Below are 13,756 nucleotides of genomic sequence, written 5' to 3' on the forward strand. Positions count from 1 at the left end.
ACTCACATTTCCAGAATTTCCGCCACCTCGATGCTGCCGCTGCCGTCGGCCACCATCGGGCAGCCGCCGGCCATTTCGGTCGCGGCCTCGATCGTCTCTGCGCTCACGACCGAGTAGCCCGACACCGGATTCGCCCCGCCATCATCGGTGACACCCGACCGGCTGACCGTCTTGGACATCCCGACCGGGTTGCCGGCCTCGACCACCGCATCCCCCATGCTCTCGAACCAGGCCATCCAGGCCGCCATGGACTTTTCGCCCTCTTCGGGCGTGTCGGGCTTCTTGCCGCCGTGATAGACATAGATGAACTGTGGCATTGCGCATTCTCCCTGTGCCGCCGGATTTCCCGGCCGTCGACATCATACATCATTCGCCCGACTTTCCGACAGACATGCCCCACGGCCAGACGCTCTGGCGCGTCGGGGCCTAGGCAATATTTGTTTACGCAGGGTAAATGTTGAATAGACAGAACAACGGAGTCTCAGCTAAGCTGTCCAGACATATTCGTTTTTGACTTATTCGTTTGCTGGAGAGATCTCATGTTGAGGATTTTGACACCTTTGACACTCGGCGTCGTGCTGGCCACGTCCGGTTGCACGCCCTGGTTCGAGGAGCCCGCCCCGCTGCCGCAACCGCAGGTTCAGCCGGCCGCGGCGGCGCCGGCAGCGCCCGTCACGACATCCACGACCTCGACCGGCCGAAAGCGGACCACCCACGAGACGACCGACTCGCCCTTCTCCGCTCCGGGTGAAGCGCGCGACAGCGACGGTGGTGGAGGCGGTGGGGACTCCGGCGGCGGTGGGGACTCCGGTGGCGGGGACGGAACCGGCGGCGGCGATGGCGGCGAAAGCTGGGGCTGAGGAGGTTCCTTATGAAACCGCGAATTCTTGATCGCGGTGCAGGACTGGCGTTGTCTCTGGTGGTGGCGGGGAGCATGTGCCTTGCATTTCCCGACCTAGCACTTGCCCAGAATCCGCAGGCTGCACCCCGCACGACACAAGCCGGAACAGGTCAGCGAATTGCCATCGTGATCGGCAACCAGGACTATTACGATGCCACCGATCTGGGCAATGCCCGCAAGGACGCCGAGGACATCGCCGCGATGCTGCGCGATTTCCGGTTCAAGGTGTTCGACGGATACGACCTGGAGAAACGCGAGTTCGAGGAGCTGCTGCGCACGGCGGTCCTGAATATCCCCGAGGGCGCGGACGTCGTGTTCTATTATGCCGGCCATGGCATCCAGATCGGCCGGCGCAACTACCTTCTGCCGGTCGACGCAAAATTCGAAAGCATCTACGACCTGCCGCTGGAAACCATGACGCTGGACCGGGTGATCGACACCCTGGCCGCCCGCGGTTCGGCCCATGTGGCGATCCTGGATTCCTGCCGCGACAACCCGTTCGCGAACATCCGGCTGGCCGCCGATCTGGATGCGAACCTGTTCGAGACCCGCTCCGGGTTCGACGTGTTCCGCACGCCACTGAATTCGCTTATCGCCTATTCCACTTCACCGGGCGCAACCGCGCTGGACGGAGATGTCGGCGGCAACAGCCCCTATACGGCGGCGGTTCTGGCCGCCGCCCGCAGCGCGCCCGCCGAGAACATCCAGCAGCTCTTTCCCCTGATCCGGGAAAAGGTGCATTCGGCCACCGGCGGGCAGCAGGTGCCGTGGGAAAGCTCGACCCTGGTGCGCCCCTTCTTTCTCACTACGGCCGCCGAGGAAGAGCCAGTGGACCGTGGGGTGGAGCTTGTATCGACCTCGATTTCGATCGTCGACCGCTTCGACCGGACGGTTCCGCTGGACGACGCGATCGAGGCGGAACTGGGCCTGGACATCCAGACCGCCAACCTGATCGAGGCGCCGCGCAACGGGCTGATCAACCTGAACGGAGCGGAAGGCGCGGTGTCCTTCGTACCCGAAATCGACGACATCCGGGCGCAGGAGGTCCAGTCGACCACCGTCACCGACAGCTTCACCCTGCAGGTGGCGTCCGCCCAGGGAGAGGCGCGGCGGGTAGATGTGTCGGTCGAGTTGAACATGGACGCCTGCGATCTCGAGGCCGGCGATGCGCTGGACCTCAACGGAGTGGGCGTGTTCCGCCTGCCCAACGAACTGAACATCCGCAGCGGCATGGCCGCCTGCGAAGCGGCCGTCCGGCAGAACCCGGAAAACGCGCGTTTCCGCTATCAGCTGGGGCGGCTGCAACAGAGCAATCGGCAGTACGAAGACGCCTATGCCAACTTCCAGGCCGCCGCCGAGGCCGGGCATATCCGCGCGAAATACGCGCTGGCGGTCCTGCTCGACACCCCGCGGCTGGACCGGGCGGTGATCGACGTCCCGCTGGACAGGAACCGCGCCCGCGCGCTGCTGGACGAGGCGATCGCGGAACAGGATCCCTTTGCCATGCACAAGCTTGGCAAGGAGATGATGCGCAACGGCGAAACCGAGGCCGAACGAAAGCGCGGCTTCGAACTGCTGGAGCGGTCGGTCGAGCTTGGCCATACCTATTCAATGAACGAGCTGGGCTTCTATTTCCTGACCAAGGACAGCGACCACTATATCCCCGAGCGCGGCATGCGCTATCTCAGGGCATCGCAGCTGCGCGAGGATATCTATGGCTACAACAACCTCGCCTTCGTGGCCCTGAACGGGCTGGACGGCAATCCGCCGGATGCCCAGAAGGCCCGGCAGCTCTACCAGATCGCCGCCGACGGCGGGCATCCCGTGGCGCCGGCGAATATCGCGCGGATGATCCTGCGCGGACAGCTGGGCGAAAAGGACTTCACCGAGGCGCTCAGCCTCTATGATATGTCGCTGGAGCGCGGCGATGGCTGGGGCGGCACCAATGGCGCGGTCATCATCCTGAACGGCAACGTTCCGGGCCGCGGCCCGGCGGATGCGGCGCTGCGTGCGGCCAAGGCGGTGCACCTGGCCAACGAAAAGGCCGCCGCCACCGCGCGCGAACGGCTGGACTCGCTGGATCGCGACGCGCTGGACCGCGCGTTGCAGATGGCGCTCAACGAGCTGGGGCAGTCGATCACGGTTGACGGGCAGGTCGGGCCGGCCACGGTGCGGGCACTGGAAACCGCCAGCGCGGAATACGGGGTGCCGCTGGCCTTCGGATCCGATACCGACCCGTTGCAGCGGCTGATTCAGGCGACACGGATCTATTGGGCAAAGAACCCAGTGCGCTTCGACCTGTTCTGACGCCCTCTCGGGCGTCAGCTGGCGAAGTCGGTCTGCGCATAGCCCTGTAGATAGAGCAGTGCGGTCAGGTCCCCGTGGTTTACCCGCACCTCGCATTGCGCCGCGACAGAGGGTTTTGCATGCAGCGCCACGCCCGTGCCCGCCCGTGACAGCATACCCAGATCGTTGGCCCCGTCGCCCACCGCCATCACGGCATCCTCGCCGATGCCCAGCAGCGCGGTGATCTGCTCCAGCGCTTCGACCTTGGCCTGCCGCCCCAGGATGGGCGGCCGCACCTTGCCGGTCAGCCGGCCCTTCTCGGTCAGCAGCGTGTTGGCGCGGTTCTCATCGAACCCCAGGTCGCGGGCGACCCGCGCGGTAAACGCCGTGAACCCGCCCGACACCAGCGCCGCGTAGGCGCCGTTGGCCCGCATTGTCGCCACCAGTTCGCGGCCCCCCGGCATCAGCGTGATACGCGCGTCCAGAACCCGGCCGATCACCGCCTCGTCCAGCCCTTCCAGCAATGCCACGCGTTCGGTCAGGGCCCCCTCGAAATCCAGCTCGCCATTCATCGCCCGCGCGGTGATCTCCTTGACCCGCGCGCCGACGCCGGCCTCCTCGGCCAACTCGTCGATGCATTCCTGCTCGATCATGGTGCTGTCCATATCCGCCAGCAGCATCACCTTGCGCCGTCCCTGGGCGGGCTGCACCACCAGGTCGACGCCTATCGCCTGAAGGTCGTCCCAGACCTGCCACCGATTGTCCGGCACCTGCGGCAGCGGGAACTCGGCCGCCTCGTCCGGGTTCAGCCAGACCGCCGCGCCGCCGCCCCAGGCATTGCGCAGGTTCTCGACAAGGGCCGGGTCCAGCGACCGGGACCCGGGGGCGCAGAGCAGCGTGGCCACGAACATCGAAGGGCTCCTGTGGGGTTACGACGACTCGCGCCCTTCTTAGCGGCAAGCCGCCGCCCGGCACCAGCCCCCGTCAGAGATCGCCGCTTTCCGACATCATCACGGCAAGGAAGCGGGTGGCGGGGATCTCGGCCAGGACGATCATCACCATCGCCGTCAGGGGCACCGCAAGGATGGCACCGATCATGCCCCACAGCGCGGTCCAGACCGCCAGCGACAGCAGCACCGAGAACGGGCTCAGGTTCACCGACTTGCCCAGGAATTTCGGCTCGACCACATAGGCCACGACCATCTGCGGAACGAACAGGGCAACCAGGGTCAGCAGGGCGTGCGGGATCGCCGCGAACTGGATCAGGCTCATGGTGACGGGAAAGATCACCGCGATGATCGACCCGATATATGGCACGTAGTTCAGCAGCCCGATCAGGATCGCCCAGAACACCGCGTGCTCGATTCCCAGCGCCAGCAGTATGCCGAGCGATACCAGACCCAGGATCACGTTGACCAGCGTCTTGGCCGCCAGGTAACGGCCAATCCGTTCATTTACCTTGCGCGCAATGTCCAGCGCAGCCTCGGCCCGATCGTACCGCGCCAGCGCCTTGTGGGTCTTGTCGGGCAGCCGGTCGAGTTCGGCCATGATGAACACCGCATAGAGCGAGGCCGCCACGATCACCGTGCCGGCATTGCTGACCGCCGCCAGCACCGCGGGCATCAGCGTCGTGGCATCGACCAGATCCAGAAGATTCTGCCCGATATTCGCCCAGCTCGGCAGCTCGTGCAGGCCGAGATATCCCAGGAGTTGAGCCTGAAGCGTGTCGAAATTCTCGACATAGCGCGGCAGTGCGGTGGACAGGGCGGCGGCGTTCGAGGTGATGAACCCCGCCAGCATCAGGAACAGCGCGACGATACCGGCCAGAACCAGCAACCGCCGCCATCGGCGCGGCAAACGCCCGATCACCGGAACCCGCACCAGCGCATCCGCCGCCGAGGTCAGCACGTAGACGGCAATGATCGCCACCAGCACCGGAAGCAAGATCGCCTGGCCCACCTTGAGCAGCCAGCCGATCATCAGGATCAGCGCCATCGAGAGCGTGACGCTTGCCAGCCGGTTCTGGGTGTTCGAATCCATGATGATGCACGGCCTGTCTTGCCACTCGGATCCGGGTCAAAAGACCAGTCCACCGCAACAAGCGCAAGTTTCCGATAGGCGCCGTGTTCTCGCCTGCGGACACTCCAGGCGACGATTCACCGCCATTTTCCGACTTGTGCAAATCCTCCGCGCACCTTAACCCCATCCGTGGGACACCCCTCCCCAACGAGGGGCGAATATCTGGAAGGGTAACACCTATGACCATCGCTCAACCGGCAACGCGGCCGGGCAATCCGCGTTTTTCCTCCGGCCCCTGCGCCAAACCCCCCACATTCACGCTCGACAAGCTGGCCGATGCGCCGCTGGGCCGCAGCCACCGCGCCGCGGTTGGCAAGGACAGGCTGAAATCCGCGATCGAAGGCACGCGCGAGCTGCTGGGCATCCCCGCGGAGTACCGCATCGGCATCGTGCCCGCCTCGGACACCGGTGCCGTCGAAATGGCCATGTGGAACCTGCTGGGCGCGCGTGGTGTCGAGATGCTGGCCTGGGAAAGCTTCGGTGCCGGATGGGTCACCGATGTCGTCAAGCAACTGAAACTGGACGCGGTGGTCAAGACCGCGGACTACGGCGAGATCGTCGACCTGGCCTCGGTGGATTGCGACCGCGACGCGGTGTTCACCTGGAACGGGACGACCAGCGGCGTGCGGGTGCCCGATGGCGACTGGATCGCCGATGACCGCCAGGGGCTGACCATCTGCGACGCGACCAGCGCGGCCTTCGCCCAGGACCTGCCCTGGGACAAGCTGGATGTGACCACCTTCTCCTGGCAGAAGGTGCTGGGCGGCGAGGCGGCGCATGGCATGCTGATCCTCAGCCCGCGCGCGGTCGAGCGGCTGGAGAGCTACGTGCCGGCCTGGCCGCTGCCCAAGATCTTCCGCCTGACCAAGGGCGGCAAGCTGATCGACGGGATCTTCTCGGGCGCGACGATCAACACGCCCTCCATGCTGGCGGTCGAGGATTACCTGTGCGCGCTGGACTGGGCCCGCTCGATCGGCGGGCTCAAGGGCCTGATCGCAAGGGCCGATGCCAATGCGCAGGCGGTGTTCGATTTCTGCGACGCGCGCGACTGGATCGACAACCTTGCCGCCGACGCGGCCACCCGGTCGAACACCAGCGTCTGCCTGAAATTCACCGACCCGCGCATCACCGATGGCGCCGGTTTCGCCAAGGCGGTCGCCAAACGGCTGGAAACCGAAGGCGTGGCCTTCGACATCGGCGCCTATCGCGACGCCCCTCCGGGCCTGCGCATCTGGTGCGGCGGCACGGTCGAGACCGCCGATATCGCGGCGATGCTGGACTGGCTCGACTGGGCCTTCCGAACCGAGATCGCCGCGCAGTCCCAAGCCGCATAAGGTGCGTGCAAGCACACACCCTACCCCCTGCAACCATTCGTAGGGTGCGTGATTTCACGCACTCTCCCCGACATTCGACACAGGATCATACCCATGGCCCCCAAAGTTCTCATTTCCGACAAGCTGTCGGACGCCGCCGTCCAGATTTTCCGCGACCGCGGCATCGATGTCGATTTCCAGCCCGACCTGGGCAAGGACAAGGATAAACTGGCCGAGGTGATCGGTCAGTATGACGGCCTTGCGATCCGCTCGGCCACAAGGGTCACCGAAAAGATCCTGGATGCCGCCACCAACCTCAAGGTCATCGGCCGCGCCGGGATCGGCACCGACAATATCGACAAGGAGGCGGCAAGCAAGAAAGGCGTGATCGTGATGAACACGCCCTTCGGAAACATGATCACCACCGCCGAACATGCGATCGCGATGATGTTCGCCGTCGCCCGGCAGATCCCCGAGGCCAGCGCCTCGACCCATGCGGGCAAATGGGAAAAATCCAAGTTCATGGGCGTCGAGCTGACCAACAAGACGCTGGGCGTGATCGGTGCGGGCAATATCGGCGGCATCGTCTGCGACCGGGCGCGCGGGCTGAAGATGAAGGTGATCGCATACGACCCGTTCCTGAGCCAGGAGAAGGCGGACAAGATCGGCGTCGAGAAGGTCGAGCTGGACGCGTTGCTGGCGCGCGCCGAGTTCATCACCCTGCATGTGCCGCTGACCGACCAGACCCGCAACATCCTGTCGGCCGAGAACCTGGCCAAGACGCGCAAGGGCGTGCGCATCATCAACTGCGCCCGCGGCGGCCTGGTCGACGAGGCGACCTTGGCCGAGATGCTGAAATCGGGCCATGTCGCCGGTGCGGGCTTCGATGTCTTCGCCCAGGAACCGGCGACGGAAAACCCGCTTTTCGGCCTGCCCAACGTGGTCTGCACCCCGCATCTGGGTGCGGCCACCAGCGAGGCGCAGGAAAACGTCGCCCTTCAGGTCGCCGAACAGATGTCGAACTACCTGCTGACCGGCGCGGTGGAAAACGCCCTGAACATGCCCAGCGTGACCGCCGAAGAGGCCAAGGTCATGGGCCCCTGGATCAAGCTGTCCGACCATCTGGGCGGGTTCATCGGCCAGATGACCGACGAGCCGATCAAGGCCATCAACATCCTCTATGACGGCACCGCATCGACCCTCAACCACGAGGCGCTGAACTGCTCGGTGGTGGCCGGGATCATGAAGAAGGTGAACCCCGAGGTGAACATGGTCTCGGCACCGGTCGTGGCGCGCGAGCGCGGCATCCAGATCTCGACCACCAGCCAGGACAAGTCCGGCGCCTTCGACGGCTATGTCAAGGTGACCGTGGTGACCTCCAAGCGTGAACGCTCGATCGCGGGCACGGTGTTCTCGGACGGCAAGCCGCGGTTCATCCAGATCAAGGGCATCAACATCGACGCCGAGGTCGGCCGCCACATGCTCTATACCACGAACGAGGACGTTCCCGGCATCATCGGCGCGCTGGGCAATACGATGGGCGCCAATGGCGTCAACATCGCCAACTTCACCCTGGGCCGCAACACCGCCGGGGGCGAGGCCATCGCGCTGCTCTATGTCGACGAACCGGTGCCCGCCGAGGCCCGCGCCAAGCTGGCCGAGACCGGGCTGTTCAACCAGATCAAGCCGCTGGAATTCGACGTGGCCTGACAAAGGGCGCCGCCGCCCCGGTCAGGGCGGCGGCGCATCACTCGGCAGGCGCCAGCTGCGCCGTAACCCGCGCGCTGCGGATCACGACGACAGCGAAGATCGAAACCGAGAGCACCGTCAGGACGGAGCCAAGCTTGGCCAGGGTTTCGCCCTGTCCGGTCAGAGCCATCACGATCCCCGGCACGATCAACACCACCCCGGCCACGGCGCATCCCAGGTGCAGCCAGGCCAGCCGGCTCCGGGCCGCCCCCGGCACCAGGTGATAGTAGAAGGCGAAGATCGAGAACCCGACCCAGCCCAGAAGGTTCAGGTGGGCGTGTGCGGGCGACAGGCCGTGGTCGCCGCTGGCCGACATCTGGATCCCCCAGATCATCCCCAGAAGAACCGACAGCAGGCCGGCCAACATGAACAGGCGGGCAATTCCGGTCATGATCTCTCCCCTCTTTCTGACATGCGTCCTGTCCAGTGTGGCGCGCCAATCTGAATTATTGAAATGGATAGATCGTATATGATCTATTGATGCCATGAATTTATCCGGTTTCGACCTCAACCTGCTCCGCGTGCTCGACGCGCTTCTGGCCGAGCATTCCACCGTCCGCGCCGGGCAGCGCGTGGGCCTGAGCCAGCCCGCCGTGTCGGCCGCGCTCAAACGTCTGCGCCAGTCGCTCGGCGACGATCTGTTCATCCGGCGCGGCCAGCGTCTGGAACCGACCGAGTTCGCCCGGTCGATCGCCGAGCCGCTGCGCGAACTTCTGGACGATGCCGAGACCCTGCTGAGCGGACCCCGGCAATTCGACCCCGCCTCGGCCAGGATGCGTTTCCGGATTTCCGGCAGCGACTTCTTTGCCGAGATGCTGATGCCCGAACTGGGCGAGCGCATTGCCGCGGAAGCGCCGGGTATCCTGCTGCAACTCGTCGATCTGGTGCCGGACAACTACATCGACACACTGGAAACCTATGCCGTCGACCTGGCGCTTATCCCGAAGCCGGACTTGCCCGGCTGGCTTGACTGGCAGGGCCTGTTTTCATCGTATTTTTCCGTTATCGCGCGGCGCGGCCATCCCGAACTCAGCCGCCTGGCGATCGCCCCCGGTGACACGATTCCGCTGGAGGCCTACTGCGCGCTGGGTCACATCGTGTTCTCGGTCGAAGGCAACACTACTGCGATGGGCGATGCGGCCCTGGCACGGGTCGGGCGGACACGGCGCGTGGTGATGACCCTGCCCAGTTTCTACGGCGTGCATTCCGTCGTCGCCGGTTCGGACCATGTCGCCCTTGTCCCGCGCCAACTGGCTTGCCGGCTGCAGCACCGGCTGGGCCTGGATGTCTTTGCGCCGCCGATGCCCATACCGACGCCCAGCTTGGGGATGATCTGGCACAAGCGGTTCACCAACGCGCCTGCGCATCGCTGGCTGCGCGGTCAGATCGCCGCCCTGCTGGAGCCGCTGCACGAAGACCGGCCAGCGCATCTCGACGCGGGATGATGGCGGGCCTTTCCTTTGCCGCACCACGCGGCTAGCACAGGGGCATGACACAACCGATCTACGCCATCGGCGACATTCACGGCCAGTCCGGGATGATGGACGAGGCCCTGGCCCGCATCGAGGCCGATGGCGGGGCGGATGCGCGCGTCGTGTTCCTGGGCGACTATACCGATCGCGGCCCGGACAGCCGCGGCGTGCTGGACCGGCTCGTCGCCGGGCTGGCCGAGGGGCGCGACTGGATCGCGCTGCGCGGCAATCACGACCGGATGATGGCCATGTTCCTGCGCGACTACCCCACGCATGACGACCGGCTTCTGGTCGGCTATCACTGGCTGCATGAGCGGATCGGCGGGGCGGAAACGCTGGCCTCCTACGGTGTCGAGGTCAGCGAGCGCACGCGGCTGTTCGAGGTGCATGAACGCGCCCGCGCAGCGGTTCCTCAGGCGCATCGGCGGCTTCTGGACGATCTGCGAAACCATCACCGGGAAGATGGGCTTCTCTTCGTGCATGCGGGCATCCGGCCGGGCATTGCGCTGGAGGCGCAGACCGAGAACGACCTGCTGTGGATCCGGCAGGAGTTTCACGACGATCCCCGCCGCCACCCCTGGCTGGTGGTGCACGGGCACACGCCGGTGGACCGGGCGCGGCACTATGGCAACCGCGTCAACCTGGACACCGGGGCGGGCTATGGCCGGGCGCTGACCCCGGCGGTGTTCCAGGACGGGCAGGCCTGGCTTCTGACCGGGTCGGGGCGCGAGAAGCTGACCCCCTGAGGCGACATCACGCCCACAGGTCGGTGGAGAGGTATTTCAGCCCGCTGTCGCAGATGACGATGCCGACACAGCCGCCCGCCTCGGGACCGGCCAGCAGGTCGAGGGCCGCGGCCACGTTGGCACCCGACGAGAAACCGGCAAAGATGCCCTCTTCGCACGCCAGCGCCCGAGCCGTTTGCCGCGCCGTGTCGCCCGAGATCTGCAAGTGCCCATCCGCGCCGGTCTCGCGCAGGGCGGCCAGGTCCGACATGGCATAGCCGCCGCCCTGGATCGGGTGGCCGGCGTTGCGCACAGGCTGGTCCGACAGGACCGCCGCGCCCTCGGGTTCCACAATGTATCCGCGCAGTCCGGGCGAAACGGCCCGCAACCCCCGCATCACACCGGCAAAGGTGCCGCCCGATCCGGCGAAATCGGCAAAAGCCGTGAGCGCGCCACCCGAGTCGGCCCAGAGTTCCACCGCCGTCGTCACCTCATGCGCCTGCGCATTGCCCGGATGGTTGAACTGGTCTGCCCGGAACGCGCCGCGCGCCTGCGCGATCCGCTGCGCCTCGGCCTCGACCCGCGCCAGATCATCGCCCGACACCTCGCCCGGCACCGATCCCTCACATTGATCGACCAGCACCACCTCCGCCCCGAGTGCCGCCATCATCCGCGCCCGTTCCTCGGAATTGCCCCGGCTCATCACCGCGACGAAGGGATGGCCGAGGATACCGCAGACAATCGCCAGCCCCGTGCCCATGTTGCCGCTGGTCAGTTCCACGACCACCTGCCCCGGCTTCAGCGATCCGTCCCGGCGCGCGGCCTCTATGATGCCCAGCGCGGCGCGGTCCTTCTTGGAAAAGCCGGGGTTGAGATAGTCCAGCTTGGCCAGGATCCGCCCCGTCAACCCGCGCGCCGCCACCATCCGGTCCAACCAGACCGACGGGGTCTGCCCGATCGCCTCGATCACGGAATTCAGGGCCATCTTGCGCCTCCCTCTGTTGGCGGCCCGGTGCGCGGGCCGGTCAGCCGTTCTCGCGCAGGACGTGACCGGCGAGGTAGAGCGAGCCGCAGATCAGCACCCGGGCCTGCGACTCCTGCGCCACGATCCGCGCCAGCGCGGCGCCCACGCTCTCGGCGGTATCGGCCGGCAGGCCCACCGCACCCGCCGCGGCGGCGGTGTCCTCGGCGCTCAGCGTGTTGGTCTCGCCCGGGATCGACACAGCAGTCAGGCCGTGCGCCTGCGCCGCCAGCGGCCGCAGATAGCCGGTCACGTCCTTGGTGTTGAGCATGCCGCAGATCAGATACGTGGGGCGCGCGGGCAGGCGCGCCAGATGCGCGCCCAGCGCGCGGCCGGCGGCGGCATTGTGGCCCCCGTCCAGCCAGATCTCGGCCCCCGGCGCAGCCTCGGCCAGCGGACCGGTCTTCAGCCGCTGCATCCGGGCCGGCCACTCCGCCCGCGTCACAGCCGCCTCATGCGCGGCCTCGCCAAGCCCGAGATGCCAGAGCACGGCCAGCGCCGCGCCGGCATTCTCGATCTGGTGTCCGCCGGGCAGGTTAGGCAGCGGCAGGTCGCACAGCCCGGTCTCGTCCTGATAGACCAGCCGACCACGCTCCTCGAAGACATGCCAATGCTGCCCATGCGCCAGGACCGGCGCGCCGTGGCGGGCGGCGACATCCTCGATCACCTCCATCGCAGCCGGCTCCTGGGGTCCGACCACGACCGGCACGCCGCGCTTGATGATCCCGGCCTTCTCGGCGGCGATCCGTTCGAGCGTGTCGCCCAGATATTGCTGATGATCGAGCGAGACCGGCGTGATGACCGTCAGCTCGGGCCGGGCGATCACGTTGGTGGCGTCCAGCCGCCCGCCCAGCCCCACCTCGAGCAGCGTATGATCGGCCGGGCTGCGGGCAAAGGCCAGCAGGGCAGCGCAGGTCGTGATCTCGAAATAGGTGATGCTGCGGTCGCCATTGGCGGCATAGCACTCGTCGAGCACCGCCGTCAGATGGTCTTCGCCGATCAGGTCGCCGGCCAGCCGGATCCTCTCGTGGAACCGGGCCAGGTGCGGCGACGTATAGGCGTGCACGCGACGGCCCGCGGCCTCCAGCCCGGCGCGGATCATCGCGCAGGTCGATCCCTTGCCGTTGGTTCCGGCGATGTGGATGACCGGCGGCAGCCGGTCCTGCGGGTTGTCCAGCGCGGCCAGCAGGTCCCAGACACGGTCCAGCGTCAGGTCGATGATCTTGGGGTGCAGCGCCATCATCCGTTGCAGGATGACGTCCGATCCGGCCGCAGTCATTTTTCCGGGGCGTCGCCGGCGGGTGTCCCGCTGTCGCCTTCGCCGGCCTCGGGCGCGGGCAGATCGCCCCGCACCGCCGGCGGCAGGCCCAGCAGCATCCGGATGATCGAGATCAGCTCGTCGCGCATCTTGCCGCGCGGTGTCACCCGGTCGAGCATCCCGTGGTCCAGCAGGTATTCGGCGCGCTGGAACCCCTCGGGCAGCTTCTCGCGGATGGTCTGTTCGATCACCCGCGGCCCGGCAAAGCAGATCAGCGCGTTGGGCTCGGCGATATGCACGTCGCCCAGCATGGCGTAGCTGGCGGTGACCCCGCCGGTGGTCGGATGGGTCAGCACCACGACATAGGGCAGCCCGGCCTCCTTCACCATCTCGACGGCCACGGTCGTGCGCGGCATCTGCATCAGGCTCAGGATCCCCTCCTGCATGCGCGCGCCGCCGGCGGCCGAGAACAGGACCAGGGGCCGCTTGAGCTTCACCGCCTCTTCGGCGGCGGCGATGATGGCATTGCCCACATACATGCCCATCGAGCCGCCCATGAAACTGAAATCCTGCGCCGCCGCCACGATGGGCGTACGGCCGATCTCGCCCGAGGCGACCAGCATCGCCTCCTTCTCGCCCGTCGTTCTCTGGGCCGTCTTCATCCGTTCGGGATATTTCTTCTGGTCGCGGAAATGCAGCGGGTCGGTCAGCGGTTCGGGCACCTTGACCTCGGCGAAGGTTCCCCCGTCGAATAGCGCCCGGAACCGGTCGCGCGGGGTGATCGCCATGTGGTGCCCGCAATTGGTGCAGACGTTCAGGTTCTCGCTCAGTTCGCGGTGAAACAGCATGGTCCCGCAATCCTCGCATTTCTGCCAGAGGTTCTCGGGCATCTCGCGGCGCGAGAAGATCGAGTTGATCCGGGGCCGGACGTAATTGCTGATCCAGTTCATGA

General features: G+C 66.5%; 13 protein-coding genes. 6 read left to right on the forward strand and 7 right to left on the reverse strand.

Annotated elements, in window-relative coordinates; all coding sequences use genetic code 11:
- Window positions 1-2 precede the first annotated feature (2 nt).
- The gene (locus BMX57_RS08140) at window positions 3-317 is read right to left on the reverse strand and encodes a YciI family protein (RefSeq protein WP_092364901.1); all 315 of its coding nucleotides are present in this window, start codon (window positions 315-317) and stop codon (window positions 3-5) included.
- Window positions 318-539: 222 nt separating this feature from the next.
- On the opposite strand from BMX57_RS08140, the gene BMX57_RS20655 reads away from it, so the two are divergent.
- Window positions 540-860 (forward strand): hypothetical protein, encoded by a 321-nt coding sequence (locus tag BMX57_RS20655; RefSeq protein ID WP_177175416.1) that lies wholly within the window; start codon window positions 540-542, stop codon window positions 858-860.
- A 167-nt stretch (window positions 861-1,027) separates the two neighbouring features.
- Window positions 1,028-3,208, forward strand: coding sequence for a caspase family protein (locus BMX57_RS08150; RefSeq protein ID WP_177175417.1), 2,181 nt, complete (start codon window positions 1,028-1,030; stop codon window positions 3,206-3,208).
- Window positions 3,209-3,222: 14 nt separating this feature from the next.
- On the opposite strand, the gene serB is transcribed toward BMX57_RS08150, so the two are convergent.
- Window positions 3,223-4,098, reverse strand: coding sequence for a phosphoserine phosphatase SerB (serB, locus tag BMX57_RS08155; protein WP_092364910.1), 876 nt, complete (start codon window positions 4,096-4,098; stop codon window positions 3,223-3,225).
- A 73-nt stretch (window positions 4,099-4,171) separates the two neighbouring features.
- On the reverse strand, window positions 4,172-5,227 hold the full coding sequence (locus BMX57_RS08160) for an AI-2E family transporter (protein ID WP_092364913.1): 1,056 nt from the start codon (window positions 5,225-5,227) through the stop codon (window positions 4,172-4,174).
- 218 nt (window positions 5,228-5,445) lie between these two features.
- Here BMX57_RS08160 and BMX57_RS08165 point away from each other — a divergent pair, with 218 nt between their 5' ends.
- The gene (locus BMX57_RS08165; protein ID WP_092364916.1) at window positions 5,446-6,600 is read left to right on the forward strand and encodes a phosphoserine transaminase; all 1,155 of its coding nucleotides are present in this window, start codon (window positions 5,446-5,448) and stop codon (window positions 6,598-6,600) included.
- A 93-nt stretch (window positions 6,601-6,693) separates the two neighbouring features.
- Entirely contained in the window at window positions 6,694-8,289 is a 1,596-nt protein-coding gene (serA, locus tag BMX57_RS08170) for a phosphoglycerate dehydrogenase (protein WP_092364919.1), read from the forward strand.
- Between the two features lie 37 nt (window positions 8,290-8,326).
- Here the strand turns inward: serA and BMX57_RS08175 are convergent, their stop codons facing one another.
- The gene (locus BMX57_RS08175) at window positions 8,327-8,719 is read right to left on the reverse strand and encodes a heme-copper oxidase family protein (RefSeq protein ID WP_092364922.1); all 393 of its coding nucleotides are present in this window, start codon (window positions 8,717-8,719) and stop codon (window positions 8,327-8,329) included.
- A gap of 94 nt (window positions 8,720-8,813) precedes the next feature.
- Between BMX57_RS08175 and BMX57_RS08180 the strand changes: the two genes are divergently transcribed.
- Window positions 8,814-9,773, forward strand: coding sequence for a LysR family transcriptional regulator (locus BMX57_RS08180; RefSeq protein ID WP_092364925.1), 960 nt, complete (start codon window positions 8,814-8,816; stop codon window positions 9,771-9,773).
- Between the two features lie 44 nt (window positions 9,774-9,817).
- Window positions 9,818-10,546: a metallophosphoesterase family protein gene (locus BMX57_RS08185; protein ID WP_092364928.1), complete on the forward strand. Its 729-nt coding sequence runs from the start codon at window positions 9,818-9,820 to the stop codon at window positions 10,544-10,546.
- A 7-nt stretch (window positions 10,547-10,553) separates the two neighbouring features.
- Here BMX57_RS08185 and BMX57_RS08190 read toward each other — a convergent pair whose 3' ends face one another.
- Genes BMX57_RS08190 through accD form a run of 3 tightly spaced genes read right to left on the reverse strand, consistent with a single transcriptional unit; the run spans window position 10,554 to window position 13,754 of the window.
- Window positions 10,554-11,510: a PLP-dependent cysteine synthase family protein gene (locus BMX57_RS08190; RefSeq protein ID WP_092364931.1), complete on the reverse strand. Its 957-nt coding sequence runs from the start codon at window positions 11,508-11,510 to the stop codon at window positions 10,554-10,556.
- A gap of 40 nt (window positions 11,511-11,550) precedes the next feature.
- On the reverse strand, window positions 11,551-12,825 hold the full coding sequence (locus BMX57_RS08195; protein WP_092364934.1) for a bifunctional folylpolyglutamate synthase/dihydrofolate synthase: 1,275 nt from the start codon (window positions 12,823-12,825) through the stop codon (window positions 11,551-11,553).
- Window positions 12,822-13,754 carry an acetyl-CoA carboxylase, carboxyltransferase subunit beta gene (gene accD / locus BMX57_RS08200; protein WP_092364937.1) on the reverse strand — a complete coding sequence of 311 codons (933 nt, stop codon included), beginning with the start codon at window positions 13,752-13,754 and terminating at the stop codon, window positions 12,822-12,824. Before accD ends, BMX57_RS08195 begins: the two co-directional genes overlap by 4 nt.
- Window positions 13,755-13,756 lie beyond the last annotated feature (2 nt).

This window comes from Cribrihabitans marinus (genome assembly GCF_900109035.1).
Lineage (GTDB): Bacteria > Pseudomonadota > Alphaproteobacteria > Rhodobacterales > Rhodobacteraceae > Cribrihabitans > Cribrihabitans marinus.